This window comes from Serratia sp. Z4, assembly GCF_009900725.1.
Taxonomy (GTDB): domain Bacteria; phylum Pseudomonadota; class Gammaproteobacteria; order Enterobacterales; family Enterobacteriaceae; genus Serratia; species Serratia nematodiphila.
Genome location: NZ_JAAABD010000005.1, coordinates 133,174 through 159,089, shown reverse-complemented (window position 1 = coordinate 159,089; position 25,916 = coordinate 133,174). Strand labels below are relative to the sequence as shown.

The window sequence follows — 25,916 nt, the reverse complement described above, 5'->3', positions numbered from 1 at the left end:
TTCAGCCCGGCGGCAAGCGCCGGGCGTTAACCTAACGTTATTCGCTGCTGTTCATGATGGGAAATTCTCTCCCAGGGAATGCTGTTGCCCGCAGTCAGCCGTTATGCGGAGAAATATAATAATGATGAAAAGCTTATTACCTCGTTCCATGACCCTGGCGGCGCTGGCGCTGCTTTGTAGCCAGGCGCAGGCGGAAACGCTGCAAACCGGCAAGGACGTCGAAGCCCCCACCGCCAAATGGGAAGGAGTGGCGCTCGGCTTTGAGCCGCCGCAGCCCGGGCTGTTGGGGGATATGCTGGGGATCAGGCCGATCCTGGAGGATCACGGCTTCCACTATAATCTCGGCTACCTCAGCCAGCTGTCGTATAACGCCGGTGGCGGTTACAACCACGATAAACAGGCGTCGTATATCGACCAGTTTTCGCTGACCTTCAGCCAGGATTTGCAGGCGCTGACCGGCATTCCGGACGCGGCGATCGAAGGCAATATCGTCAACCGCAACCATGACAACAACCTGACCCGCGATCGCCTGCAGGATCCGCGCGTCGGCCTGACCGATCTGTCGCAGGAGAGCTTTGGCGGGCAGTCGATTACCCGGCTGGGTTGGTTGACCTTTAGCCGCTCCTTCCTCGATCGCCGGCTGCAGTGGCGCATCGGCATGATGAACAAGGTGCAGGATTTCGATCAGATCATCCCCTGCGATTTTCAGACGCTGACGCTGTGCGGCGGCAAGTCCGCCAACTCGTTGACCTGGTACAACTGGAACGTGCATTACTGGGGCACGACGCTGCAATACAAACTGACCGATGGCCTGACGCTCAAGGGCGGCGTGATGGAACAGAACCCGAGCGCCCCCAGCCGCAGCCACGCCTGGAGCTGGTCCACCAAGGGCAGCAAAGGCTTCCTGCTGCCGATGGAACTGGAGCTGAAAACCCACGCCGTCAACCAGCTGCCGGGGGTGTATAACCTGGGCGTGCTGTTCACCAACGCGCGCCAGAGCGATCTTTATGAAGGGGTGTCCGGCGGGCCGGGCGCCAGCGATCCGCAGGGCTATCGCAGCCACGATCGCACCTGGTTCCTGTATACCGGTTTCAACCAGCAGGTGACGCGCCATGCGGACGACGTCAACCGCGGTCTGAGCGTGTTCTACAGCCTGGGGCTGGGAGATCAGCGCAGCAACTACCTGCACTGGTCCACCTCGACCGGCATCCGCTATCGCGGGCTGTTCGATGCGCGGCCGGACGACTGGCTGGGGCTCGGCGTCTCGGTGGTGAAGCTGAGCGACCGCTACAAAGACAATCAGCGTTATCTCAACCAGATGAGCGGCATCAGCGATTATCACGATCCGAACTATCGGCCGGTGCCGGGCCACTCGGTGACGGCGGAGCTCTATTATCGCGTTAACGTCACGCCGTGGCTGCAGCTGCAGCCGGGCCTGCAATACTGGCATCACCCGGCGGGCGTCAGCGAGACGCAGGACGCCTGGGTGACGGCGTTGAAAACGGTGGTGACCTTCTGATCAGGCCGCGTCGCTCTCGCGGTAGCGCCGGCGGGCGTGCTCAAACCAGCTGGCCGGCACGTTGTGCGGCGGCTGCTGTAATCTGAGCAGCCCCTGTTCGACGATATGGCTGGCCTGGCGCCACAGCGTCGGGTCGCCTTCGGTCAGCACTTCCAGCAGGCGTTGTTTCTCAATCAGATAGGTTTGGGCGAAGTGGCTGTCGTAGTCCAGCAGCGAGCGGGTGTTGTCGATCAGATCCGCCAGCTTGATGGTTTTGGCCTGCGGCGACGCGCCGGCGCTGTGGCGCCGATCGCGGTTTTTACGCTCGAAGCGGTTGCCGTCCTCGGCGCGGCTGACGTTGGTCAACATCCGCACCAGTTCCGCCACTTTTGGCCCAAAGTGGCTTTCGATATCGCCGAGGGTGGTGGGCGTATCTTCCACCGTGTCATGCAGCCAGGCGGCCGCCAGCATCTCTTCGGTGTGCGGCACGCTGCGCACCAGCTCCATCACCGCCTGTGGGTGGACGATGTACGGATCGTCGGTGTATTTGCGGCGCTGATCGATGGCCGCATGCGCCTTGGTGGCGTAGCGGCGCGCGCGTTCTGCAAGCGTATTCGTCATTTCCTTTCCCTCCGAGCATCCTCTGCATGAAAAAAAGGTAGCATACCTCACAAGAAATAGCTTGCGATTACATCGTGCACTATCTATATTCACAAACATGAAAAGCACCGATACCGCACAACCCAACGCGAAGAACCTGCTGCAGCTCGATCAGCAGCTCTGTTTCGCGCTGTACTCCGCCAACCTGGCGCTGCACAAAGTCTACCGCAAGCTGTTGAATCAGCTCGAACTCACCTACCCGCAATACCTGGTGATGATGGTGCTGTGGGAGCGCGATCGGGTGACGGTATCGGATATCGGCGAGCGGCTGTTCCTCGATTCCGCCACGCTGACGCCGCTGCTGAAGCGGCTGGAAACCGCCGGTTTGCTGGTGCGCTATCGCGCCACCACCGACGAGCGGCAGGTGATCATTGCCCTCACCGAAGCCGGCCGCGCGCTGCGTGAGCGGGCGCAATCGGTGCCCGAGGCGGTGATGTGCGCCACCGACTGCAGCCTGGACGAGATCGTCTCGCTCAAACAGCAGTTGGAAAAGCTGCGCGGCAGCCTGATCGATCAGATTTGATCCTCCAGCGCCGGACGCAAGAACGGCAGGGGTGGTCTACACTGGTTAATAAGTGTCAAAAATAAGTAGTGCGCGATTTAATCGCAAGAGATAAATATGTGACCGGCTTTACCTCGTGGAAGCCGTAGTCATCTCGCCAACCAGCAAGAAGGAATGAACGATGTCTATTGAGAAAGTGGTTTACCGCGCTCACGCCACCGCAACCGGCGGCCGCGACGGCCGTGCGACCTCCTCCGACGGCGTGTTGGACGTGAAACTGGGCGTGCCGAAAGAGATGGGCGGCGCCGGCGGCGAAGTCACCAACCCCGAACAGCTGTTCGCCGCCGGTTACTCGGCCTGCTTCCTCGGCGCGTTGAAGTTTGTCGCGGCGAAAGAAAAGGTCAAAATTCCGGCCGAAGCCAAGATCGACGGCACCGTCGGCATCGGTGAAATCCCGAATGGCTTCGGCATCGAAGTGCAGCTGGATATCTCGCTGCCGGGCATCGAGCGCAGCGTGGCGGAAGATCTGGTGAAAAAGGCGCATGTGGTGTGCCCATACTCCAACGCCACCCGTGGAAATATCGATGTAACTCTGAACGTTAAGTAAGATTTTTGCCGATATCTGGAAAAAATGGAGGGTTTATCCCTCCATTTTCTTGCGTGCCCTGTCTGAAAACCGCTCAAAAAAACGGTAAATTTTGTCCGTTTTGTGAGAATTCTCTTGATTATTACCCGCAAAATAACGCTTATTGCCGGTTGGCTGAACCAGAAGCCGCAATCAGTGTCTGACTGAGTCAGAACCGCTACACCGTCCCCGGAGCCACCGCGTTACATGAACAAAGTTAAATCGCTATCACAGCAGAATTTATCGTTATTGTTAGCGATCTATATCGGCATCTTTCTAAACCTATCCGTTTTCTATCGCCGTTTTGATTCGCTGGCGCACGGCATTCAGGGAATTAAGCTTATTTCGGCGGTGACGGAAGTCATCGCTATCGTCCTGTTTACGTTCTTCATTATGCGGCTGGTATCGCTCGGCGGCCGGCTGTTTTATCGCATCGTCGCCTCGCTGCTGGTGTTGATTTCGGTTGCCGCCAGCTACTACATGACGTTTTTCAATGTGGTGATCGGCTACGGCATCGTGGTGTCGGTGATGACCACCGATATCGATCTGTCGAAAGAGGTGGTTGGCCTGCACTTCGTGCTGTGGATGGTGGCGCTCAGCGCCTTGCCGCTGCTGTTGATCTGGAAAAACAACCTGCGCTATACCCTGATAGAACAGCTGAAAACCCCTGGTCATCGCATCAAGCCGCTGCTGGTATTGCTGGCGGTGGTGGCGCTGGTCTGGCTGCCGCTGCGCATGCTGGACGACGAGCAGAGCGTGCAAGAGAAGCTTTCCAACGTCGATTTGCCGAGCTACGGCGGCGTGGTGGCGCACTCGTATCTGCCGTCCAACTGGCTGTCGGCGCTGGGGCTGTTTGCCTACACCCGCTATGACGAAAGCCAGGATCAGAGCACGATGTTCGATCCGGGCAAACACTTCACCTACGTACCGCCGGCGGACATCGACGACACCTACGTGGTGTTCATCATCGGCGAGACCACGCGCTGGGATCACATGGGCATGCTGGGCTACGAGCGCGATACCACGCCGCGGCTGTCTAAAGAGAAGAATCTGGTGGCGTTCCGCGGCGAGTCGTGCGATACCGCCACCAAGCTGTCGCTGCGCTGCATGTTCGTGCGTGAAGGCGGCACCGAAGACAATCCGCAGCGCACGCTGAAAGAGCAGAACGTGTTCGCGGTGCTGAAGGATCTGGGCTTCTCTTCCGAGCTGTTCGCCATGCAGAGCGAGGTGTGGTTCTACAACAACACCGAGGTGAACAACTATTCGTTCCGCGAGATGATCGCGTCCGAGAAGCGCAACGACGGCAAGGCGGTCGACGATATGCTGCTGGTGGACGAAATGAAGGAGTCGCTGGCGCGCTATCCGAAGGGCAAGCACCTGGTGATCCTGCATACCAAAGGCTCGCACTACCTGTACTCGCAGCGTTATCCGCGCAGCTATGCGCGTTATCAGCCGGAGTGCATGGGGGTGGACGATTCCTGCACCAAGGCGCAGCTGATCAATGCGTTCGACAATACGGTGCTGTATACCGACAGCTTTATCAGTAATGTGATCGACCAGGTGCGGGACAAGAAGGCCATCGTGTTCTATGCCGCCGATCACGGCGAATCGATCGGTGAGAATACGCACCTGCACGGCACGCCGCGCGAAATGGCGCCGCCGGAGCAGTTCCGCGTGCCGATGATCGTGTGGGCGTCGGACAAGTTCCTCGAAAACCCGCAGCACCTCAGCGCTTTTGAGCAGCTGCAGGCGCAGCAGCGCATCGGCAAAACGCATCGCCACGTCGAGCTGTTTGACACTATCCTCGGCTGCCTCGGCTACACCTCTCCTGATGGCGGCATCGTGGATAAAAACAACTGGTGCCATCTGCCGCAGGATAAAACGGCGCCTGCCCGCCTGTGATCCCTCCCGCCGGGTGCCTGCCTTGCGCACCCGGTAATTTCACCCAATACATTCTCTTCATCAATTATTCCGGTGTGCGCATACGGTATACTTGCGCACTTCCCCTGCTAACCGGAGATTTCCATGACCCTGCGCGTGGCGTTTATCGACGATCATGACATTGTGCGTTCGGGCTTTGTGCAACTGCTGTCACTGGAGGCCGATATTCAGGTGGTGGGCGAGTTCAGCAGCGCGGCACAGGCGCGCGCCGGCCTGCCGGGGCTGGAGGCGGAAATCTGCATTTGCGACATTTCGATGCCGGACGGCAGCGGGCTGGATCTGCTGGCGGACATTCCTTCCGGCATCCGTGTGGTGATGCTGTCGATGCACGATAACCCGGCGCTGGTGGAAATGGCTCTGGAACGCGGCGCCAGCGGCTTTCTCTCCAAGCGCTGCAAGCCGGAAGATCTGATCACCGCGGTGCGCACCGTCGCCGGCGGCGGCGTCTACCTGATGCCGGAAATCGCGCAGCAGCTGGCGCGGGTGAGGGTCGATCCGTTGACCCGCCGCGAGCGCGAGATCGCGCTATTACTGGCGCAGGGCCAGGAGGTGCGTGAGATCGCCGCCGCCTTGGGGCTGTCGCCGAAAACGGTGCATGTGCACCGCGCCAACCTGTTCGCCAAGCTGGGCATCAACAACAACGTCGAACTGGCCAGACGGATGCTGAACCTGTGACGCAGCGCCTGATCACCCAGCTGGCGCTGTTTTTCATCTACGCCGCCAGCGCGTTTTGCCTGTGGGGCATCGGCACCGCGCTGATCGACCCCCCCTGGCAGGCGCTGCTGCTGTTTCCGTTCGGCCTGCGCATGGGCATTTTGCTGCAGAGCCCGTACCGTTTCTGGCCGGGGATCCTGCTGGCTGACCTGCTGCTGATGGCGTTGCTGGCGGATCAGTTCGGCTACGGCCCGGCGCTGTGGGCGTCGGTGGCGGTGCTGGTGTTGACGGTGCTGCTCAGCCTGCTGGCCTCGCCGTGGCTGTTGCGCCATCAGCAGAGCGACAGCGAATGGCGCTGGCCGCTGTTGCAGGGTGCGGTGGTCGCCATCGCCGCCTTGCTGCAGGCGTTGGTATGGCAGCTGGTGAGCGGCGAAGGCGCCCGCGCGCTGCTGCTCGGCCTGACCGGTGGTTTCACCATCGCGCCAACCTGCCTGCTGTTGTGGCACTATCTGGCGCGCCAAATCTGGGTGCCGCTGGAGCCGGGGCTGATCCACAAGCCGGTGGAGCTGCGTCTGGGCCACCTGGCCAGCTATCTGTTGCTGTTTGCGTTCAGCATCTGGCTGCAGCAGCAGGTTAACGCCGCCGAGCTGCGCCGTTTCGCGCCGTTCTGCCTGGCGATCCCCATCGTGTTCATGTCTTATCGCTATGGCTGGCAGGGCGCGCTGTTGGCGACGCTGCTCAACGGCGTGGCGCTGATGGTCAACGAGCCGCCGCAGCCGGAGTCGCACCGCGATCTGCTGCTGTCGCTGCTGGCCCAAAGCCTGACCGGGCTGCTGCTGGGCGCCGGCATTCAGCGCCAGCGCGAACTGAATCAGCAACTGCGGCTGCGGCTGGCGGAGAATCGGCAGCTGGCGCGGGCGCTGGTGACGGCGGAGGAGCAAACCCGGCGCGAGGTGGCGCGCGAGCTGCACGATGAAGTGGGGCAGACCATCACCGTGATCCGCACTCAGGCCAGCATCGTCAAACGTCTGGCGCCGGAACCGGCGGTGATCGGCTGCGCCGACACCATCGATGCGCTGGCGCTGCGGGTCTACGACGGGGTGCACGATGTGCTGACCCAGCTGTGGCCGGCGGCGCTGAACAACCTGCCGCTGTCGGCGGCGGTGGCGGCGATGCTGCGGGAGTCGCTGCCGCAGGACGCGTCGCTGGTGAGCAGCATGCAGTGGCAGGTGCCCGACGAGCTGCTGGATGAAACGCTGAAAATCACGCTGTATCGGGTGTGTCAGGAAGGGGTGACCAATGTGTGCCGCCACGCCGGCGCCAGCCGCCTGGAGCTGGATGCGCGCCTGCAGCCGCGCAAAGGCGCCGCGCCGCAGATCGCCTTGACCATCCGCGACAACGGCGTGGGCTTCGATGCGGAAAACCATCAGCCGGGGTACGGCCTGCGCGGCATGCAGGAGCGCATCAGCGCCCTCGGCGGCAGCCTGCGGTTCACCGCTGAGCGGGGCGCCTGTTTGAGTGTGATCTTGCCCACAGTTTCACCGGCGCAAACGCAAAACTAGGAAAAACTCCTAACCGCCTCGAGAATCCGGCGTAAGCCCCCTGCGCGCGCGAGGAGCATCATAGCGGCACTTTAATTCAATCCTCTGAGGTTCCACATGTGGTCTTTCCTTAAAAGCCGCCCGGATGCGCCGCAGGTCACCGATCAACGGCAGATCGACGCCAGCTACAAATACTGGCGCATTCAGCTGATGTGCACCATGTACATCGGTTATGCCGCGTTTTACTTCACGCGCAAAAGCTTCAACTTCATCATGCCGGCGATGCTGAGCGATCTGGGTCTGACGATGTCCGACGTCGGCATCCTCGGCACGCTGTTCTACATCACCTACGGCTGTTCGAAATTCATTTCCGGCATGATCAGCGATCGCTCCAACCCGCGTTACTTTATGGGGCTGGGCCTGATCATGACCGGGGTGCTGAATATCTTCTTCGGCCTCAGCTCGTCGTTGATGATGCTGGGCACGCTGTGGATCCTCAACGCCTTCTTCCAGGGCTGGGGTTGGCCGCCGTGCTCTAAAATCCTCACCAGCTGGTATTCGCGCTCCGAGCGCGGCAGCTGGTGGGCGATTTGGAACACTTCGCACAACGTCGGCGGCGCGCTGATCCCGCTGCTGGTCGGCTTTATCTCGCTGCACTTCAGCTGGCGTTACGGCATGATCATTCCCGGCATCATCGGCGTGGTGCTCGGCCTGCTGATGTGCTGGCGCCTGCGCGACAAGCCATCCACCCTGGGGCTGCCGAGCGTCGGCAAATGGCGCAACGACGCCATGGAGCTGGTGCAGGAATCGGAAGGCCAGGGGCTGAGCAACCGCGAGATCATCAAGCGCTACGTGCTGACCAACAAGTACATCTGGCTGCTGGCGGTCTCTTACGTGCTGGTGTATATCGTGCGCACCGCGATCAACGACTGGGGCAACCTCTACCTGACGCAGGAAAAGGGCTATTCGCTGATGACCGCCAACTCGGCCATCTCGCTGTTTGAAGTGGGCGGCTTTATCGGTTCGCTGGTGGCCGGTTGGGGTTCCGACAAGCTGTTCCGCGGCAACCGTGGCCCGATGAACCTGATCTTCGCTATCGGTATCTTCCTGTCGGTAGCCGCGCTGTGGCTGATGCCGGGCGTGACTTACCTGCTGCAGGCCTGCTGTTTCTTCGCCATCGGCTTCTTTATCTTCGGTCCGCAGATGCTGATCGGCATGGCGGCGGCGGAGTGCTCGCACAAGGATGCGGCGGGCGCCGCGACCGGTTTCGTCGGCCTGTTCGCCTACCTGGGCGCGGCGCTGTCCGGCTACCCGATCGCGCGAGTGATGGAGATCTGGCACTGGAACGGCTTCTTCGTGGTGATTTCCATCGCCGCCTGCCTGTCGGCGCTGTTCCTGCTGCCATTCCTGCGCGCGCAGACGCCGGCGCTGAAACCGGCCAACGCCTGAGTAAAATACGCTGCGCAACCCCCGGCGCAGCGTATTATGGCGCTTTTATCACCACTTGAAATGCAGGGGCAAAAAAGTGATTGACGCCTATAACCGCCAGCAGTAAGATGCGCCCCGCATCGGCGAGTAGCGCAGCTTGGTAGCGCAACTGGTTTGGGACCAGTGGGTCGGAGGTTCGAATCCTCTCTCGCCGACCACCATTCGAAAAACCTGCTTTTAAAGCAGGTTTTTTTTCGTCTGCGGTTTATGAGGATGAGTACCTCCGCAGGAGGTTCGAGCCTCGCGAAGCGAGACAACGTTGCTTTAGCAACGGCCCGCAGGGCGCGCATCAACGATGCGCGTAATCCTCTCTCGCCGACCACCATTCGAAAAACCTGCTTTTAAAGCAGGTTTTTTTTCGTCTGCGGTTTATGAGGATGAGTACCTCCGCAGGAGGTTCGAGCCTCGCGAAGCGAGACAACGTTGCTTTAGCAACGGCCCGCAGGGCGCGCATCAACGATGCGCGTAATCCTCTCTCGCCGACCACCATTCGAAAAACCTGCTTTTTAAAGCAGGTTTTTTTTCGCCTGTCGTTTAGGCGGCTTTGCCTACTACGAAGTCAAAATGGATTTCGTCATAGGGGAAAATCACGCCTTGTTGACCTTTATCGACGATGCCGCAGCCTAACAGCGCCTGCAGATCGGTATGCACCGCTTTCACATCGCGTTTCACTCGGCGCGCGACTTCCCGAATGGAAAGTTCGCCGGCGCCGGTCATGGTATGCAAGATATGCATTTTCTTGGGTGATAAGGCTTTCCACAGACTCTCCCAATCCAGGAATGTGATGTAATGCCCTTGAGCGCTTTGCTGGCCTGTTGCGGCTTCCTTCAGTGCGAGTTTCATTTCTTCGACGGAAGCGACTCGAATGGTGACTGTATTCATCATGACTCCTCTGTGAGCAGCATAACCTCGCGCCAGAAACTGTCGAGCAAGGCATCAATGGTCGTGAAATTAAGCGGCTCTTCTTTTCCATCGATATGTTTGTGATCGCCTTTACCTGCTTCATTGTCATAGCGCAGTCGACAAATGCCGTCTTTTACATAAGCAAATCGGTATTTATAACTGTGGCCGCTGGCCTTGACGGGCGGCACCACCCGCCAAATGACGAGCTGCGCAAATGCGGCAGGCGTCAAGGGTATCCTGTCTTGGTAGATTAGCTGCGAAGGCATGCTCTTTCCTTAAGTGTTGTTCACAGTACCAACACAGTCAGGGTGTTGTCAATAATGACAACACCCTGACTGCAGAGTGTGGTGCAATCCTGATAAATATTTATCTTTCCTTAATAAAAAATTCACTATCCATATTTGTCGTGCTTTCTTTTATTTATATTAAAATAAATTCACGCTTGCTGAATAAAACCCAGTTGATAGCGCTCTTGTTTTCACGCCTTTTTTATTTATAGTCTTAATGTACGCGGTGGGAATGATTATTTCGCCACGTGGAAAGACGCTGTTGCTATTTATTGATTTTAATCTTCGAGGATTATTGCGGAATTTTTTCGCTTCGGCAATGCATCGCGACGATTAACTCTTTTATGTTTATCCTCTCGGAATAAAGGAATCAGTTATGCGCAAATTTAATAAACCGCTGTTGGCGCTGTTGATCGGCAGCACGCTGTGTTCCGCGGCGCAGGCCGCCGCGCCGGGCAAGCCGACCATCGCCTGGGGCAACACCAAGTTCGCCATCGTTGAAGTTGACCAGGCGGCTACCGCTTATAATAGTTTGGTGAAGGTAAAAAATGCCGCCGATGTTTCGGTCTCCTGGAATTTATGGAATGGCGACACCGGTACGACGGCAAAAGTTTTATTAAATGGCAAAGAGGCGTGGAGCGGCCCGTCAACCGGTTCTTCCGGTACGGCGAATTTTAAAGTCAATAAAGGCGGCCGTTATCAAATGCAGGTGGCATTGTGCAATGCCGACGGCTGCAGCGCCAGCGACGCCACCGAAATTGTGGTGGCCGACACCGACGGCAGCCATTTGGCGCCGTTGAAAGAGCCGCTGCTGGAAAAGAATAAACCGTATAAACAGAACTCCGGCAAAGTCGTCGGTTCTTATTTCGTCGAGTGGGGCGTTTACGGGCGCAATTTCACCGTCGACAAGATCCCGGCGCAGAACCTGACCCACCTGCTGTACGGCTTTATCCCGATCTGCGGCGGCAACGGCATCAACGACAGCCTGAAAGAGATCGAAGGCAGCTTCCAGGCGCTGCAGCGCTCCTGCCAGGGCCGCGAGGACTTCAAAGTCTCGATCCACGATCCGTTCGCCGCGTTGCAAAAAGCGCAGAAGGGCGTTACCGCCTGGGATGACCCCTACAAGGGCAACTTCGGCCAGCTGATGGCGCTGAAACAGGCGCATCCTGACCTGAAAATTCTGCCGTCGATCGGCGGTTGGACGCTGTCCGACCCGTTCTTCTTCATGGGCGATAAGGTGAAGCGCGATCGCTTCGTCGGTTCGGTGAAAGAGTTCCTGCAGACCTGGAAGTTCTTCGATGGCGTGGATATCGACTGGGAGTTCCCGGGCGGCAAAGGCGCCAACCCGAACCTGGGCAGCCCGCAGGACGGGGAAACCTATGTGCTGCTGATGAAGGAGCTGCGGGCGATGCTGGATCAGCTGTCGGCGGAAACCGGCCGCAAATATGAACTGACCTCTGCCATCAGCGCCGGCAAGGACAAGATCGACAAGGTGGCTTACAACGTTGCGCAGAACTCGATGGATCACATCTTCCTGATGAGCTACGACTTCTATGGCGCCTTCGATCTGAAGAACCTGGGGCATCAGACCGCGCTGAATGCGCCGGCCTGGAAGCCGGACACCGCTTACACCACGGTGAACGGCGTCAATGCGCTGCTGGCGCAGGGCGTCAAGCCGGGCAAGATCGTGGTCGGCACCGCCATGTATGGCCGCGGCTGGACCGGGGTGAACGGCTACCAGAACAACATTCCGTTCACTGGTACCGCCACCGGGCCGGTCAAAGGCACCTGGGAGAACGGCATCGTGGACTACCGCCAAATCGCCGGCCAGTTCATGAGCGGCGAGTGGCAGTACACCTACGACGCCACGGCGGAAGCGCCATACGTGTTCAAGCCTTCCACCGGCGATCTGATCACCTTCGACGATGCCCGCTCGGTGCAGGCCAAAGGCAAGTACGTGCTGGATAAGCAGCTGGGCGGCCTGTTCTCCTGGGAGATCGATGCGGATAACGGCGATATTCTCAACAGCATGAACGCCAGCCTGGGCAACAGCGCCGGCGTTCAATAATCGGTTGCAGTGCGTTGCCGGGGGATATCCTTTCGCCCCCGGCTTTTTCGCCGCCGAAAGTTTTTTTACGCCGCACAGATTGTGGCTCTGCCCCGAGCAAAACGCGCTCATCGGACTCACCCTTTTGGGTAATCCTTCAGCATTTCCTCCTGTCTTTAACGGCGATCACAAAAATAACCGTTCAGATATTCATCATTCAGCAACAAAGTTTTGGCGTTTTTTAACGGAGTTAAAAACCAGTAAGTTTGTGAGGGTCAGACCAATGCGCTAAAAATGGCCGCTTAGCATAAATTTTCATGCTGGAACTGTTAACAAAAAGTTTTTTTTATGTTTGTTTGCTGTTTCTCACAGTCTGCGTAAATCCCCACTGGTTATATTGACGACACCCCAAACAGTTGGCAACTTGATAGCCTCAGGGGTAAGAGCGAGAGTTGTTTGAGTGAATTCCACGCGCTCAGACGTCCCCGCCGCGATGCGTTCCATCCGGCATTCTCTCCTCGTACGCCTTCTGCCTTCGGGCGCCGATCGCACAGGCCACGCAATAAAAAATACAGGTCTGGCGGCAATTACACACATCACATCACACAATGGAGCACTAACGATGACACGTTCCTTGGGTAAATCGGGGATTCTGAAATTCGGTATTGGGCTGATCGCGCTGACCGTGGCGGCCAGCGTACAGGCCAAGACGTTGGTTTACTGTTCTGAAGGTTCCCCGGAAGGGTTCAACCCGCAGCTGTTTACCTCCGGCACCACCTATGACGCCAGCTCGGTACCAATCTACAACCGGCTGGTCGAATTCAAGACCGGCACCACCGAGCTGCAGCCGGGCCTGGCTGAGAAGTGGGACGTCAGCGAAGACGGCAAAACCTACACCTTCCACCTGCGCAAAGGCGTGAAGTGGCAGAGCAGCAAAGACTTCAAACCGACGCGCGATTTCAACGCCGACGACGTGGTGTTCTCCTTTGAACGCCAGTTGGATGCGAACAACGCCTATCACAAAGTGTCCGGCGGCAGTTACGAATACTTTGAAGGCATGGACATGCCGAAGCTGATCGCCAAGATCGAAAAAGTGGACGACAACACCGTGCGCTTCGTGCTGAACCGCCCGGAGGCGCCGTTCCTGGCTGACCTGGGCATGGACTTCGCATCCATTCTGTCCGCCGAATACGCTGACGTGATGATGAAAGCCGGCACGCCGGAGAAAGTCGATCTGAACCCGATCGGCACCGGCCCATTCCAGCTGCTGCAATACCAGAAAGACTCCAAGATCCTGTACAAGGCGTTCGACGGTTTCTGGGGCACCAAGCCGAAGATCGATCGCCTGGTGTTTTCCATCACGCCTGACGCCTCCGTGCGCTACGCCAAACTGCAGAAAAACGAATGCCAGGTGATGCCGTATCCGAACCCGGCCGATATCGCCCGCATGAAGCAGGACAAGTCCATCAACCTGATGGAACAGCCGGGCCTGAACGTGGGCTATCTGTCGTTCAACGTCGAGAAAAAGCCGCTGGATAACCTGAAGGTGCGTCAGGCGTTGACCATGGCGGTCAACAAGCAGGCGATCATCGACGCGGTTTATCAGGGCGCGGGCCAGGCGGCCAAGAACCTGATCCCGCCGACCATGTGGGGCTATAACGACGCGGTGCAGGATTACGCTTACGATCCGGCCAAGGCGAAAGAGCTGCTGAAAGAAGCGGGCATGGCCGACGGTTTCAGCATCGATCTGTGGGCGATGCCGGTACAGCGTCCTTACAACCCGAACGCGCGCCGCATGGCGGAAATGATCCAGGCCGACTGGGCCAAGATCGGCGTGAAAGCCAAAATCGTGACCTACGAGTGGGGTGAATACCTCAAGCGCGCCAAAGCGGGCGAGCACCAGACGGTGATGATGGGCTGGACCGGCGACAACGGGGATCCGGACAACTTCTTCGCCACGCTGTTCAGCTGCGCGGCGGCGAAAGACGGCTCCAACTACTCCCGCTGGTGCTACAAGCCGTTTGAAGATCTGATTCAACCGGCGCGCGCCGAATCCAACCACGACAAGCGTATCGAACTGTACAAACAGGCGCAGGTGGTGATGCACGATCAGGCTCCGGCGCTGATTGTCGCACACTCCACCGTGTATGAGCCTGTGCGTAAGGAAGTGAAAGGCTACGTCGTGGATCCGCTCGGTAAGCATCACTTCGAGAATGTCTCTGTAGACTGATTTCGACCGCTTTACCGGAGACGCACGAATGGACTTGCAGGGGCGCAACAGGTTTGCGCCTCTGCTGACCAGTCTCCGGCGTATGGCCGTCGAATCGTTCAAAGGCATGTGAGCGTTAATAAGCCTGGCGGACGATGAGCTGCCGGGCATTGATACAGAGAGTTCGGGATATGTTGCAGTTCATACTCCGACGTTTGGGGTTAGTTATCCCAACGTTTATCGGCATTACGTTGCTGACTTTTGCATTCGTCCATATGATCCCCGGCGACCCGGTGACCATCATGGCCGGGGAACGCGGTATCTCCGCCGAGCGCCACGCGCAGCTGATGGCGGAAATGGGGCTGGACAAGCCGCTCTATCAACAATATTTCTCCTACGTGTCCAACGTGCTGCACGGCGATCTGGGCACCTCACTCAAAAGCCGCATCTCCGTCTGGAGCGAGTTCGTTCCGCGCTTCCAGGCCACGCTGGAGCTGGGTTTCTGCGCGATGCTGTTCGCGGTGCTGGTGGGCATCCCGGTCGGGGTGCTGGCGGCGGTCAAACGCGGTTCGGTCTTCGATCACACCGCGGTGGGCATCTCGCTGACCGGCTATTCGATGCCGATTTTCTGGTGGGGCATGATGCTGATCATGCTGGTGTCGGTGCAGCTTAACCTGACGCCGGTGTCGGGGCGCATCAGCGACACGGTATTCCTCGACGACAGCCACCCGCTGACCGGCTTCATGCTGATAGACACCCTGATCTGGGGCGAGCCTGGCGACTTCGTCGACGCGGTGATGCACATGATCCTGCCGGCCATCGTACTGGGCACCATCCCGCTGGCGGTGATCGTGCGCATGACCCGTTCCTCGATGCTGGAAGTGTTGGGCGAAGACTATATCCGCACCGCGCGCGCCAAGGGCGTGAGCCGCATGCGAGTGATCGTCGTCCACGCGCTGCGCAACGCGCTGCTGCCGGTGGTGACGGTGATCGGGCTGCAGGTTGGCACCATGCTGGCCGGCGCTATTCTGACGGAAACCATCTTCTCTTGGCCGGGGCTGGGCCGCTGGCTGATCGACGCGCTGCAGCGCCGCGATTACCCGGTGGTGCAGGGCGGGGTATTGCTGGTCGCCTGTATGATCATTCTGGTTAACCTGCTGGTAGACGTGCTCTACGGCGTGGTCAACCCGCGTATTCGCCACAAGAAATAAGGGGCGCTCTCATGTCTCAAATCACTGAGTCTGCAGTTAAAGGTGCGCCGAAGCCGATGACCCCGTTTCAGGAGTTTTGGCACTATTTCAAGCGCAATAAAGGGGCCGTGGTCGGCCTGGTGTACATCGTTCTGATGCTGGTGATCGCGCTCGGCGCCGGCGTGCTGGCGCCGCATGCGCCGGCGGACCAGTTCCGCGACGCGCTGCTCAAGCCGCCGGTGTGGCAAGAAGGCGGCAGCTGGCAATATATCCTCGGCACCGACGACGTGGGCCGCGACGTGCTGTCGCGCCTGATGTACGGCGCACGGCTGTCGCTGTTGGTCGGCTGTCTGGTGGTGGTGCTGTCGCTGATCATGGGCGTGATATTCGGCCTGCTGGCCGGTTACTTCGGCGGCGTGGTGGACGCGATTATCATGCGCATCGTCGACATCATGCTGGCTCTGCCGAGCCTGTTGCTGGCGCTGGTGCTGGTGGCGGTATTCGGGCCGTCGATCGTCAACGCCTCGCTGGCGCTGACCTTCGTCGCCCTGCCGCACTATGTGCGTCTGACGCGCGCGGCGGTGCTGGTGGAGGTCAACCGCGACTACGTCACCGCTTCGCGGGTGGCGGGCGCCGGCGCGCTGCGCCAGATGTTCGTCAATATTCTGCCTAACTGCCTGGCGCCTTTGATCGTGCAGGCTTCTCTCGGTTTCTCGAACGCCATTCTGGACATGGCCGCTCTCGGCTTTCTGGGCATGGGCGCGCAGCCTCCGACGCCGGAGTGGGGCACCATGCTCTCCGACGTGCTGCAGTTCGCGCAAAGCGCCTGGTGGGTGGTGACCTTCCCCGGCCTGGCGATCCTGCTGACGGTGCTGGCATTTAACCTGATGGGGGACGGTTTGCGTGACGCTCTCGACCCCAAACTCAAGCAGTAACAGAGGACGAGAGAGATGGCGTTATTGAATGTAGACAAGCTTTCGGTGCACTTCGGTGACGAAGGCACCCCGTTCCGCGCGGTAGACCGCATCAGTTACAGCGTGGAGCAAGGTCAGGTGGTCGGCATCGTCGGTGAATCCGGCTCCGGAAAATCCGTCAGCTCGCTGGCGATCATGGGCCTGATCGATTTCCCCGGCAAGGTGATGGCCGACAAGCTGGAGTTCAACGGCCAGGATCTGCGCAAGATCTCCGAAAAAGAGCGCCGCCAGCTGGTGGGCTCCGAAGTGGCGATGATCTTCCAGGATCCGATGACCAGCCTGAACCCGTGCTATACCGTCGGTTACCAGATCATGGAGGCGCTGAAGGTGCATCAGGGCGGCAACCGCCGCACCCGCCGTCAGCGCGCTATCGACCTGCTGACGCAGGTGGGCATTCCCGATCCGGCTTCGCGGCTGGACGTATACCCGCACCAGCTTTCCGGCGGCATGAGCCAGCGCGTGATGATCGCCATGGCCATCGCCTGTCGGCCGAAGCTGCTGATCGCCGACGAGCCGACGACCGCGCTCGATGTGACTATCCAGGCGCAGATCATCGAACTGCTGCTGGATCTGCAACAGCGCGAAAACATGGCGCTGTTGCTGATCACTCACGATCTGGCGCTGGTGGCGGAAGCGGCGCATCACATCATCGTGATGTACGCCGGCCAGGTGGTGGAATCCGGCAAGGCGGCGGAGATTTTCCGCGCGCCGCGCCACCCGTACACCCAGGCGCTGCTGCGCGCGTTGCCGGAGTTCGCCGCCGACAAGGCGCGGCTGGCTTCGCTGCCGGGCGTGGTGCCGGGCAAATACGATCGCCCGACCGGTTGCCTGCTCAACCCGCGTTGTCCGTACGCCAACGAACGCTGCCGTAACGAGGAGCCGGAACTGCGCAGCATTCCCGGCCGTCAGGTTAAATGTCACACACCGCTGGATGATGCGGGGAGGCCGACCGTATGAGCCAGAATCAACCTTTACTGCAGGCGATTGACCTGAAGAAGCATTACCCGGTAAAAAAGGGCCTGTTCGCGCCGGAGCGGCTGGTCAAGGCGCTCGACGGCGTGTCCTTCACCCTGGAGCGCGGCAAAACGCTGGCGGTGGTCGGTGAGTCGGGCTGCGGCAAATCAACGCTCGGCCGCCTGCTGACGATGATTGAAGTGCCGACCGGCGGCGAGCTGTATTACCAGGGGCAGGATCTGCTGAAGCCGGACGTCTCGGCCGAGAAACTGCGGCGCCAGAAGATCCAAATCGTGTTCCAGAATCCTTACGGATCGCTCAACCCGCGCAAGAAGGTCGGGCAGATCCTCGAGGAGCCGTTGTTGATCAACACGTCGCTCAGCGCCGCCGAACGGCGGGAAAAAGCGCTGGAGATGATGGCGAAGGTCGGCCTGAAGACCGAGCATTATGACCGCTACCCGCACATGTTCTCCGGCGGCCAGCGCCAGCGTATCGCTATCGCCCGCGGGTTGATGTTGAATCCGGACGTGGTGATCGCCGATGAACCGGTGTCGGCATTGGACGTGTCGGTGCGCGCGCAGGTGCTGAATCTGATGATGGATCTGCAGCAGGAGCTGGGGCTGTCCTATGTGTTCATCTCGCACGATCTGTCGGTGGTGGAACACATCGCCGACGAGGTGATGGTGATGTACCTCGGCCGCTGCGTGGAAAAGGGCAGCAAAGAGGCGATCTTCAACAACCCGCGCCATCCGTACACCCAGGCGCTGCTGTCGGCGACGCCACGGTTGAACCCGGATATGCGCCGCGAGCGCATCAAGCTGACCGGCGAACTGCCCAGCCCGATGAATCCGCCGCCGGGCTGTGCGTTCAATGCCCGCTGCCGCCGCGCTTTCGGCACCTGTGTGCAGCTGCAGCCGCAGCTAAAACAGTACGGTGAGCAGATGGTGGCCTGCTTTGCGGTCGATCAGGACGAACATCCGGGGGCGTAAAGCGTCGAACGTCATCGCTTAAATTCACGCCGGCATCACGCCGGCGTTTTTTATTACTCAATCAAAGGGTTAATAAGTAGAAAACTACCACAGTCCGCCATTTTAATTACCTCCCTAATTAAATTCTGATAAGAGTTATTTTTCTAAGAATCTTCGCATGAGAATAATAATCTAATTATGGAATTCAACGGGTTGTTGTTAATAACATTATATCGGCCTATCGGCTTCACCATTTTTATTATAAAAGCCCAAAAAAAACGCGCCGTCGGCGCGCTTTAGGTTGATGAGGCCGCGCTTATTGCGGATAAGGCACCCAGTCGCCGCCGTTCAGGCGAATGTAAGGTTTCCCCTGATATTGCATCACGATGGCGTTGTCGTTTTCGGAGATGACCGGGGTCTGCGGCAGCCCCTGGGTCAGCGCCTGCCAGTCGACGCTGGATTCGCTGAAGACCTTGCCGTCCACCAGACGTGATACCAGCTCCGACAGCGCCAGATAGCTGCTCGGCGTTTTGATCTGCAGCGGGCTGCCCTGATGCGGCGCCTTCATGCCCACCAGTTTGATGCCGACCGGCGTATGGGTGATGTTCGGGCTGGGAATATCGCGCAGGCCGGACATTTGCATCTTGTCGCCCACCAACGCCGCGCCGTGCTCCGGCACGATCACCACCACCACTTTGCGGCCGGATTTTTCCAGCTGATCGAGGAAGGTGTTCAGCTGATCGAACAGCTTCTGCGCGCGCGGCTGATAGTCGGCGCTCTTGTTGGAGCCGACGAAGCGGTTGCCGTCGTGCAGCGGGATGACGTTGAAGAAGGTGGCGGTGCGGGCGTCTCCGGCTTTTTGCTGCTGATCCAGCCAGCGGGTCAGCAATTCCAGATCGTTATAAATCGGCTCACCGTCGAACGACGTCAGCTCGTTGCCGATGCCGGCCTGCGACATTAACGGCGCCTGCATGTCGCCCTGTTCACGCAGCTCTTTCAGGTAGTTGCCGAACACACCGGAGTGATCGAGCATCAGCTGTTGCCTGAAGCCGAGCTTCGCCAGGTTGTCGAACAGGTAACACTGCTGGTTCACCGGCTGGTACAAATCATGATGCGAAAGCTGGCCGCAGCTGGCGCGCAGCAACCGTATCGAGGCCGGGCCGCTGTAGGCGGTGGCCGAGTTGAAGCTGTCGAACATGATGTCCATCTTCGACCACAGCGGATGATTCTGCAGGTTGACCGCCTCCATATCGGCCCAGGCCAGCGAACAGATGTTGATCACCAGCAGATCGAACGGTTGGGCGTCGGCGGGCAAGGTGGCCGGGAACGCGGTGGCGCGGCCTTTTTCCCGCTCGTAGAACTGGTTCAGGTAGGCCGTCAGGTTGGCGCTGGTCGGCGGCAGGCTGTCTGCCGGCGCAGCGTCCCCCGCCGCCGGCGCTGATGTGGCCGGGGTATTGGCGCCGCCGGCGGCAGCCGTGGAAGTGGCGGGCAGCAGTGAAACCGCCGGCCCGGCGATGTTGACGATATTGAGCCACACCAGCGCCGCCACGGTGAACACCGTGACGCGCACCCACTGTGCGACGAACAGGTAGGCGATAAACAGCACGAAGGCCGCGCCGATCATCTGCCAGTTGATAAAGCGGTTGATCAGCTCCAGCAGATACTGGGCGCTGAAACCGGCCAGCTGCGAGCCCTGGCTGAGGATGCTGTTGATGCCCGGCAGCCAGGTGTCGTGGTAGAACAGCGCGATGCCGATCGGGATAGCGAGGTAATGGCGCCAGCGATGCAGGCGTTGCGAAGGGATCGGCATCAGCAGAAACGCCATGAACACCAGGTTCGGTAGCGCGTGGAAATTCAGGTAGCCGAACCACAGCAGGGCGAATTTGGCCAGAAAGTAGAGGTTCCAGCCGCCCAGCCCGCGCCAGTAGCGCCACAGAGCGTTATCGGATTGCGTCTTCGAGTTTGGATTCATGGCTGCTTCTTACGTTTAATCTGAGATGAGGAGCCTGTGCGCACCCATAAACCGGCGGATTTCAAATAGCGCGGCGATAACAACAGGTTTTGCCAGTATTGACGCAAATGCGGAAAACGCCGGTGAAAGGCGTAGCCCAGCGGAATGAAGATCAGCGCGCACAGCAGGATCAGTTGCACGATGTCGTTAAGGTTCAGCATGCGGTTCCTCCTGCGGGCCAAGCGGCAGCGTGAAGGCGACCGGCTGCCGCCGTTCCGCGGGCACCTCGGCTGCCGCCACGCGGGGGCGCGGCGCGGCACCGGCGGCGCCGGTGGCCGAAATCTGCCAGCGCCCCTGGGCCATGCGTTTTATTTCCGAAATGATATCGACATCCTGGTGCCACACCACCCGGTTGCTGAAGGCTTCATCCACCGGCAGGCGGAAGATGAACTTCAGCGCGGTATCCAGATCGTTGATGCGGCAGGTGGAAAGGAACAGCACCAGCCGCCCCTGCACCACGGTCATCACGTCGCCGAACCGCCGCAGGTGGCACAGGGTCATCGCCTGTTCGGCGCGCAGGCCGGTGGCCGGGCGCAGCGCCACCATCACGCCTTTGCCGTCCTCAGGCAGCAGCGTGTTGCCCATCAGTGAAAGCACCGCTTGGCTGAACGCTTCCGGCCGCATGTAGCCTTTGAGCTGCAGCGGACGCAGCCCGGCCAGCAGCGCATCGATGTCGGCGGGCACATGCCGTGAGAAGCGCTGCCCCTGGATGCCCTCGAGCATGGTCAGAAAACGCGACAGCGGCGCGACGTGCGGCACGATCAGGTTGGCGCCGCAGGCCAGCAGCAGCCGTTCGTCGCTGTAGCGCAGGCTGGCGCTCATCTCGCGCACCGCGATTTTCAGGCCGTTGCCGCGGCTGCGGCGCAGGGTGTGGATCTGGTGCGCCAGATGATCGATTTGGTCGCTTTGATACAACGCGAAAATCAACGTCGCCGAGAGTCTCAGCATGCCGTGCTGCGCCAGTTCGTCGTTGCTCTCCAGCAGTTGCCAGTTGGCGGACAGCGGCGGCGCGCCTTCCAGGATGCTGCGCTCGGCCAGATACTGGCTTTCGTCGCTGCGTAAGGCGGTGGGGGAGGGTTGGCTATTTTCATCCTCGCCCTGCCAGCCGCCTTCCGCCGCATACAAGGTCAGCAGCTGGTTGGCGTTGATGCCGTTTTCGGTGCTCCACCAGTTCACCAGGTATTGCGCGCTGTCCTGCTGCCATTGCAGGCTGGACAGGCCGTTCAGGATGCGGTGCTGTGCGCTGAGCTGCCCTTTGAGCTTATTGATGCCGCCGCCGTGGCTGAGGATCAACAGCGTACAGCCCTGCCGCCGCAGCCAGGCGGCGAGGGTGCGCGTCCACTCGCGCAGCTCTTCGGTGGTGAAGGTTTGCCACAGGCTGGCGTGGGCCAGCAGGATAAGTAAGCGATTTTGCGGCCGCAGGGCGCGCATCAGATCGTCGTTCAACTGTGTCAGCGCGGCTTTTTTCTCCGGTAATTGATACAGCGGCAGCTTCTGCAACGCGGGCGCAGCCAGTTCGGCCAGCAGGCGCTCGGGTTTGTCGCCGCTGCAGATCAGGGCGACTTTGTGAGTGGCCGGTTGAGCGGCGATGACCTGGCGACACAGCAGCGCGGCGTCGCTTTGCCTGTCGATATTGATCCAATAAAGCCCGGGGGCCTGCATCACCGACAGCTCTTCCCAAATCTGCCGAATGCCTAGAGAAAAAGAGTGCGCCATAGGATGTATTCTACTTTCGTTGAAAGCCGACTAAAGGCGTTTATATTTAAAGATAGCCATTTTTACGCTGGCAATAACAAATCTCCGACGCTCTTCAACAATATTTGTTGAGAATCATCTTATTGCCTCTCTCTTTTTGTATCGTTGCTATAGTTAATTAACATAGCCTATTTTCGCCAAGGCGGAAGAATGAATAACGCACCCACCCATTTTCGTGCAGCGGCGCCTGGGGAGAGCCAGGATGACCTGCAGGCGCTCAGCCAGGCTTTTTCATTGCCGAAATTACGCTATGTCGATATTTCGCGGCAGGAGCGGTTAACGCAAATGATGACGCGCTGGCCACTGTTGGCCGAATTGGCGCAGACCACGGGGAGCCACTGATCTATGCCGGTGCTCGCGCTGCAAGGGTTGCGGGGTGGAATGGGGACGACCTCGGTCACGGCGGCGCTCGCCTGGGCGTTGCAGCAGCTGGGCGAGTCGGTGCTGGCGATCGACTTCACGCCGGATAATCTGCTGCGCTTGCATTTCAACACCCCGTTCGAGCTGGCGCGCGGCTGGGCCCGCGCGGAGCGGGATGGCGGCGTTTGGCAGGAAGGCGCGCTGCGTTATTGTGAAAACCTCGACTTTCTGCCTTTTGGCCGCCTGAATGGGGCGGAACGGCTGGAAGTGCAGCACCAGTGTCGGCAACAGCCGGAACGCTGGCGCGACAACCTGCGCCAACTGATCGCCGGCGATCCGCAGCGCTGGATCCTGCTGGATGTCCCGGTCGGGGACGGCGTGCTGGCGCAGCAGGCGCTGCAGCTTGCCGACAGCGTGTTCGTGCTGTTGAACCCCGATGCCAACTGTCAGGTGCGGCTCCATCAACAGACGCTGCCGAATGACTGCCGTTTCCTGGTCAATCACTACTCCTCCGCCAGCCAGCTGCAGCAGGATCTGCATCAGCTGTGGCTGCAAACCCTGAGCGGCCTGCTGCCGGTGGTGATCCACCGCGACGAAGCGTTGGCGGAAGCGCTGGCGGTCAAACAGCCGTTGGGCGAGTATCGCCCCGAGAGCCTGGCGGCGGATGAAGTGCTGACGCTGGCCAACTGGTGCCTGATCAACCTCAAACGGGGCGTTGCCCCATGAGCCGGGTGCTGAGCCTGCTGCTGGTACCGCCGGTGCGTCAGGCGGTGCAGGCGCGCTACCGCGGCTATCGCCGCAACGGCGCGTCGGCGCTGACCGCCTTTTTCGCCACGCTGTTGGTGGCGCTGGGGTGGATGCTGCTGCGCTTCGAGTCACCGGCCTGGCAGCGCGTGCGCGTCGGCCGCGCTTACTGGTTCCCGCATCTGTCCGCCGAACGCCCGCGCCCGGCGGATGCGCTGCGCTATCTGCTGCAGGGCCTGTGGCTGCTGCTGTTTCGCAGCGGTCGCGCGCCGGTGCCGCGCGACTATTTCGCCGGGTGGCGGCGGCTGCAGCAGCGCTACGCCGATTGGCTGCAGAGCCTGCCGCAACGGCTGAAAAACGCCGGCGTGGAACAGCGTTCGGTAGAGCGCCTCGGCCGCATGAACCGCGGCATGCGACGCGCGCTGTTTATTCTGGTCGGCGTGCTGGCGGCGATCCTCGCCATACTGTGCATTTCGCAGCCGTTCGATCTGTCGGCGCAGTTCGTGTTCGTCGTGCTGCTGTGGGGGATCGCGATGGTGGTGCGCCGGGTGCCGGGGCGTTTGCCTGCGCTGATGCTGATCGTGCTGTCGCTGACCGTGTCCTGTCGTTACCTGTGGTGGCGTTATACCGCCACGCTGAACTGGGACGATCCGCTCAGCCTGGTGTGCGGCCTGTTGCTGCTGGTGGCGGAAACCTACGCCTGGGTGGTGCTGGTGCTGGGCTATTTCCAGACCATCTGGCCGCTTAACCGCCAGCCGGTGCCGTTGCCCGAAGACAGCGCCACCTGGCCGACCATCGATCTGATGGTGCCGACCTACAACGAAGACCTCGGGGTGGTGAAGCCCACCCTCTATGCGGCGTTGGGCATCGACTGGCCGAAAGAGAAAGTGAACATCTATATCCTCGACGACGGCAATCGCCCCGAATTCCGGGCGTTCGCCGCCGAAGTGGGGGTGAAATACATCGCCAGGCCGACCCACGAACACGCCAAGGCCGGCAACATCAACAATGCGCTGAAGCAGGCCACCGGCGAGTTCGTGGCGATTTTCGACTGCGACCACGTGCCGACGCGCTCCTTCCTGCAGCTGACCATGGGCTGGTTCTTCAAAGACAAAAAGCTGGCGATGCTGCAGACCCCGCACCACTTCTTCTCGCCGGATCCGTTCGAGCGCAACCTCGGCCGCTTCCGCCAGACGCCCAACGAAGGCACTTTGTTCTACGGGCTGGTGCAGGACGGCAACGACATGTGGGACGCCACCTTCTTCTGCGGCTCTTGCGCCATTCTGCGCCGCAGCGCGCTGGACGAGATCGGCGGCATCGCGGTGGAAACCGTCACCGAAGACGCCCATACCTCGCTGCGTTTGCACCGGCGCGGGCACACCTCGGCCTATATCCGCATTCCGCAGGCCGCCGGGCTGGCGACCGAAAGCCTGTCGGCGCACATCGGCCAGCGCATTCGCTGGGCGCGCGGCATGGTGCAGATCTTCCGGCTCGACAACCCGCTGCTGGGCAAGGGGCTGAAACTGGCGCAGCGCCTGTGCTACGCCAACGCCATGCTGCACTTCCTGTCGGGCATTCCGCGGCTGATCTTCCTCACCGCGCCGTTGGCGTTTTTACTGCTGCATGCCTACATCATCTTCGCGCCGGCGCTGGCGATCGCGCTGTATGTGCTGCCTCACATGATCCACGCCAGCCTGACCAACTCGCGCATCCAGGGGAAATACCGCCATTCGTTCTGGAGCGAAATCTATGAAACGGTGCTGGCCTGGTATATCGCGCGGCCGACGACGGTGGCGCTGTTCAATCCGCACAAGGGCAAATTCAACGTGACCGCCAAGGGCGGGCTGGTGGAGGAGGAGCACGTCGACTGGGTGATCACCCGGCCTTACATGTTCCTGGTGGTGCTTAACCTGGCTGGGCTGGCGTTCGGCGCCTGGCGGTTGGCCTATGGCCCGACGGACGAGGTGATGACGGTGATCATCAGCCTGGTGTGGGTGCTGTACAACATGACCATTCTCGGCGGCGCGGTGGCGGTGGCGGTGGAGGCCAAGCAGGTGCGCCAGGCGCACCGCGTGGAGATCGCCATGCCGGCGGCGATCGCGCGTGCTGATGGCCACCTCTACCCCTGCACGCTGCGCGATTACTCCGATGGCGGCGTGGGCATTGAGATGCGGGTGGAGAATGCGTTGAAAGACGGCGACAAGGTTTCGCTGTTGCTCAAACGTGGCCAGCAGGAATACAGCTTCCCCTGTGTGGTGACGCGCGCCTTCGGCAACAAGGTGGGGGTGCGTCTGGTCAGTCTCTCCACCCGTGAACACATCGATTTCATTCAGTGCACCTTCGCCCGCGCCGATACCTGGGCGCTGTGGCAGGACGGGTTCCCTGAAGACCGGCCGATCGAAAGCCTGCGCGACGTGCTGGCGTTGGGCTTCCGCGGCTATGTGCGCATGGCGGACTACGCGCCGCCGCTGGTGCGCGGCCTGCTGGTCGGGGTCACTTCGCTGACCGCCTGGGTAGTGTCGTTTATTCCGCGCGGCGTCGGCAGGGATCCGACCTTGGGTCAACAAGAAACCGTGGGTTAGCTGCGAGTTCAACCGCCCGCTCA

22 protein-coding genes, 1 tRNA gene and 2 other RNA genes are annotated in these 25,916 nt (G+C 60.2%); 19 read left to right on the top strand and 6 right to left on the bottom strand.

All coding sequences use genetic code 11. From position 1 onward, the window contains the following. Positions 1–148 precede the first annotated feature (148 nt). Positions 149–1,519 carry a carbohydrate porin gene (locus tag GT753_RS18435; RefSeq protein ID WP_369803993.1) on the top strand — a complete coding sequence of 457 codons (1,371 nt, stop codon included), beginning with the start codon at positions 149–151 and terminating at the stop codon, positions 1,517–1,519. On the opposite strand, the gene GT753_RS18430 is transcribed toward GT753_RS18435, so the two are convergent. Further along, on the bottom strand, positions 1,520–2,119 hold the full coding sequence (locus GT753_RS18430) for an HD domain-containing protein (protein WP_015376230.1): 600 nt from the start codon (positions 2,117–2,119) through the stop codon (positions 1,520–1,522). A gap of 97 nt (positions 2,120–2,216) precedes the next feature. Between GT753_RS18430 and GT753_RS18425 the strand changes: the two genes are divergently transcribed. The 9 genes from GT753_RS18425 to GT753_RS18385 all read left to right on the top strand — a co-directional run bounded on the left by GT753_RS18425 (position 2,217) and on the right by GT753_RS18385 (position 9,395). Further along, entirely contained in the window at positions 2,217–2,681 is a 465-nt protein-coding gene (locus GT753_RS18425) for a MarR family winged helix-turn-helix transcriptional regulator (protein WP_004934111.1), read from the top strand. Between the two features lie 160 nt (positions 2,682–2,841). Continuing rightward, positions 2,842–3,267, top strand: a complete 426-nt coding sequence (locus tag GT753_RS18420) for an organic hydroperoxide resistance protein (RefSeq protein ID WP_004934114.1) — start codon at positions 2,842–2,844, stop codon at positions 3,265–3,267. A gap of 225 nt (positions 3,268–3,492) precedes the next feature. Continuing rightward, positions 3,493–5,187 (top strand): kdo(2)-lipid A phosphoethanolamine 7''-transferase, encoded by a 1,695-nt coding sequence (gene eptB, locus GT753_RS18415; protein ID WP_015376231.1) that lies wholly within the window; start codon positions 3,493–3,495, stop codon positions 5,185–5,187. A 123-nt stretch (positions 5,188–5,310) separates the two neighbouring features. Continuing rightward, the gene (uhpA, locus tag GT753_RS18410; RefSeq protein WP_004934117.1) at positions 5,311–5,901 is read left to right on the top strand and encodes a transcriptional regulator UhpA; all 591 of its coding nucleotides are present in this window, start codon (positions 5,311–5,313) and stop codon (positions 5,899–5,901) included. After that, a complete protein-coding gene (gene uhpB / locus GT753_RS18405; protein WP_004934119.1) occupies positions 5,898–7,442 on the top strand; it encodes a signal transduction histidine-protein kinase/phosphatase UhpB in 1,545 nt (514 codons plus the stop codon). The genes uhpA and uhpB overlap by 4 nt, the downstream gene beginning before the upstream one ends. A 96-nt stretch (positions 7,443–7,538) precedes the next feature. Then, positions 7,539–8,870, top strand: a complete 1,332-nt coding sequence (locus GT753_RS18400) for an MFS transporter (RefSeq protein ID WP_015376232.1) — start codon at positions 7,539–7,541, stop codon at positions 8,868–8,870. A 120-nt stretch (positions 8,871–8,990) separates the two neighbouring features. After that, a tRNA-Pro gene (locus GT753_RS18395) sits at positions 8,991–9,067 on the top strand. Positions 9,068–9,102: 35 nt separating this feature from the next. Then, positions 9,103–9,231, top strand: a non-coding RNA gene (locus GT753_RS18390) — RtT sRNA. Between the two features lie 35 nt (positions 9,232–9,266). Then, positions 9,267–9,395: non-coding RNA, RtT sRNA (locus GT753_RS18385), on the top strand. A 48-nt stretch (positions 9,396–9,443) separates the two neighbouring features. On the opposite strand, the gene GT753_RS18380 is transcribed toward GT753_RS18385, so the two are convergent. Both GT753_RS18380 and GT753_RS18375 read right to left on the bottom strand, forming a co-directional pair. Then, positions 9,444–9,791, bottom strand: a complete 348-nt coding sequence (locus GT753_RS18380) for a hypothetical protein (protein WP_015376233.1) — start codon at positions 9,789–9,791, stop codon at positions 9,444–9,446. Beyond that, complete coding sequence (locus tag GT753_RS18375; protein ID WP_015376234.1) at positions 9,791–10,078, bottom strand: DUF6516 family protein; 288 nt, start codon at positions 10,076–10,078, stop codon at positions 9,791–9,793. The genes GT753_RS18380 and GT753_RS18375 overlap by 1 nt, the downstream gene beginning before the upstream one ends. A 397-nt stretch (positions 10,079–10,475) precedes the next feature. Here GT753_RS18375 and GT753_RS18370 point away from each other — a divergent pair, with 397 nt between their 5' ends. From GT753_RS18370 to dppF, 6 genes are all read left to right on the top strand, one after another. Next, positions 10,476–12,167, top strand: coding sequence for a glycosyl hydrolase family 18 protein (locus GT753_RS18370; RefSeq protein ID WP_021504113.1), 1,692 nt, complete (start codon positions 10,476–10,478; stop codon positions 12,165–12,167). Between the two features lie 601 nt (positions 12,168–12,768). Beyond that, positions 12,769–14,376 (top strand): dipeptide ABC transporter periplasmic-binding protein DppA, encoded by a 1,608-nt coding sequence (gene dppA, locus GT753_RS18365; protein WP_004934126.1) that lies wholly within the window; start codon positions 12,769–12,771, stop codon positions 14,374–14,376. A 170-nt stretch (positions 14,377–14,546) separates the two neighbouring features. Further along, on the top strand, positions 14,547–15,566 hold the full coding sequence (gene dppB, locus GT753_RS18360) for a dipeptide ABC transporter permease DppB (RefSeq protein ID WP_015376236.1): 1,020 nt from the start codon (positions 14,547–14,549) through the stop codon (positions 15,564–15,566). 11 nt (positions 15,567–15,577) lie between these two features. Then, entirely contained in the window at positions 15,578–16,480 is a 903-nt protein-coding gene (gene dppC, locus GT753_RS18355; RefSeq protein ID WP_004934130.1) for a dipeptide ABC transporter permease DppC, read from the top strand. 15 nt (positions 16,481–16,495) lie between these two features. Continuing rightward, positions 16,496–17,476, top strand: coding sequence for a dipeptide ABC transporter ATP-binding protein (dppD, locus tag GT753_RS18350; RefSeq protein ID WP_004934132.1), 981 nt, complete (start codon positions 16,496–16,498; stop codon positions 17,474–17,476). Beyond that, positions 17,473–18,462 carry a dipeptide ABC transporter ATP-binding subunit DppF gene (gene dppF / locus GT753_RS18345; RefSeq protein WP_015376237.1) on the top strand — a complete coding sequence of 330 codons (990 nt, stop codon included), beginning with the start codon at positions 17,473–17,475 and terminating at the stop codon, positions 18,460–18,462. Before dppD ends, dppF begins: the two co-directional genes overlap by 4 nt. Positions 18,463–18,757: 295 nt before the next feature. On the opposite strand, the gene bcsG is transcribed toward dppF, so the two are convergent. Genes bcsG through bcsE form a run of 3 tightly spaced genes read right to left on the bottom strand, consistent with a single transcriptional unit; the run spans position 18,758 to position 22,168 of the window. Beyond that, complete coding sequence (bcsG, locus tag GT753_RS18340; protein ID WP_015376238.1) at positions 18,758–20,413, bottom strand: cellulose biosynthesis protein BcsG; 1,656 nt, start codon at positions 20,411–20,413, stop codon at positions 18,758–18,760. Then, entirely contained in the window at positions 20,410–20,613 is a 204-nt protein-coding gene (gene bcsF, locus GT753_RS18335; protein ID WP_004934139.1) for a cellulose biosynthesis protein BcsF, read from the bottom strand. Before bcsF ends, bcsG begins: the two co-directional genes overlap by 4 nt. Next, positions 20,600–22,168, bottom strand: a complete 1,569-nt coding sequence (bcsE, locus tag GT753_RS18330; RefSeq protein ID WP_015376239.1) for a cellulose biosynthesis protein BcsE — start codon at positions 22,166–22,168, stop codon at positions 20,600–20,602. The genes bcsF and bcsE overlap by 14 nt, the downstream gene beginning before the upstream one ends. 189 nt (positions 22,169–22,357) lie before the next feature. On the opposite strand from bcsE, the gene bcsR reads away from it, so the two are divergent. The 3 genes from bcsR to bcsA are packed head-to-tail and all read left to right on the top strand — an operon-like array spanning position 22,358 to position 25,893. After that, entirely contained in the window at positions 22,358–22,549 is a 192-nt protein-coding gene (gene bcsR, locus GT753_RS18325) for a cellulose biosynthesis protein BcsR (protein ID WP_004934148.1), read from the top strand. A gap of 3 nt (positions 22,550–22,552) precedes the next feature. After that, entirely contained in the window at positions 22,553–23,293 is a 741-nt protein-coding gene (gene bcsQ / locus GT753_RS18320) for a cellulose biosynthesis protein BcsQ (protein WP_015376240.1), read from the top strand. Next, positions 23,290–25,893: a UDP-forming cellulose synthase catalytic subunit gene (gene bcsA, locus GT753_RS18315; protein ID WP_044030241.1), complete on the top strand. Its 2,604-nt coding sequence runs from the start codon at positions 23,290–23,292 to the stop codon at positions 25,891–25,893. The genes bcsQ and bcsA overlap by 4 nt, the downstream gene beginning before the upstream one ends. The last annotated feature ends 23 nt before the right edge of the window (positions 25,894–25,916 follow it).

Excerpts from the sequence above, each read along its gene's own strand:
- bcsA (WP_044030241.1), top strand. The coding sequence starts at position 23,290 with ATGAGCCGGGTGCTGAGCCTGCTGCTGGTACCGCCGGTGCGTCAGGCG.
- GT753_RS18430 (WP_015376230.1), bottom strand. The coding sequence starts at position 2,119 with ATGACGAATACGCTTGCAGAACGCGCGCGCCGCTACGCCACCAAGGCG.
- dppA (WP_004934126.1), top strand. The coding sequence starts at position 12,769 with ATGACACGTTCCTTGGGTAAATCGGGGATTCTGAAATTCGGTATTGGG.
- eptB (WP_015376231.1), top strand. The coding sequence starts at position 3,493 with ATGAACAAAGTTAAATCGCTATCACAGCAGAATTTATCGTTATTGTTA.
- GT753_RS18380 (WP_015376233.1), bottom strand. The coding sequence starts at position 9,791 with ATGAATACAGTCACCATTCGAGTCGCTTCCGTCGAAGAAATGAAACTC.
- dppF (WP_015376237.1), top strand. The coding sequence starts at position 17,473 with ATGAGCCAGAATCAACCTTTACTGCAGGCGATTGACCTGAAGAAGCAT.
- dppC (WP_004934130.1), top strand. The coding sequence starts at position 15,578 with ATGTCTCAAATCACTGAGTCTGCAGTTAAAGGTGCGCCGAAGCCGATG.
- bcsQ (WP_015376240.1), top strand. The coding sequence starts at position 22,553 with ATGCCGGTGCTCGCGCTGCAAGGGTTGCGGGGTGGAATGGGGACGACC.
- uhpA (WP_004934117.1), top strand. The coding sequence starts at position 5,311 with ATGACCCTGCGCGTGGCGTTTATCGACGATCATGACATTGTGCGTTCG.
- dppB (WP_015376236.1), top strand. The coding sequence starts at position 14,547 with ATGTTGCAGTTCATACTCCGACGTTTGGGGTTAGTTATCCCAACGTTT.
- GT753_RS18435 (WP_369803993.1), top strand. The coding sequence starts at position 149 with ATGACCCTGGCGGCGCTGGCGCTGCTTTGTAGCCAGGCGCAGGCGGAA.
- GT753_RS18370 (WP_021504113.1), top strand. The coding sequence starts at position 10,476 with ATGCGCAAATTTAATAAACCGCTGTTGGCGCTGTTGATCGGCAGCACG.
- GT753_RS18420 (WP_004934114.1), top strand. The coding sequence starts at position 2,842 with ATGTCTATTGAGAAAGTGGTTTACCGCGCTCACGCCACCGCAACCGGC.
- bcsR (WP_004934148.1), top strand. The coding sequence starts at position 22,358 with ATGAATAACGCACCCACCCATTTTCGTGCAGCGGCGCCTGGGGAGAGC.
- dppD (WP_004934132.1), top strand. The coding sequence starts at position 16,496 with ATGGCGTTATTGAATGTAGACAAGCTTTCGGTGCACTTCGGTGACGAA.
- GT753_RS18375 (WP_015376234.1), bottom strand. The coding sequence starts at position 10,078 with ATGCCTTCGCAGCTAATCTACCAAGACAGGATACCCTTGACGCCTGCC.
- GT753_RS18400 (WP_015376232.1), top strand. The coding sequence starts at position 7,539 with ATGTGGTCTTTCCTTAAAAGCCGCCCGGATGCGCCGCAGGTCACCGAT.
- bcsG (WP_015376238.1), bottom strand. The coding sequence starts at position 20,413 with ATGAATCCAAACTCGAAGACGCAATCCGATAACGCTCTGTGGCGCTAC.
- GT753_RS18425 (WP_004934111.1), top strand. The coding sequence starts at position 2,217 with ATGAAAAGCACCGATACCGCACAACCCAACGCGAAGAACCTGCTGCAG.
- bcsF (WP_004934139.1), bottom strand. The coding sequence starts at position 20,613 with ATGCTGAACCTTAACGACATCGTGCAACTGATCCTGCTGTGCGCGCTG.
- bcsE (WP_015376239.1), bottom strand. The coding sequence starts at position 22,168 with ATGGCGCACTCTTTTTCTCTAGGCATTCGGCAGATTTGGGAAGAGCTG.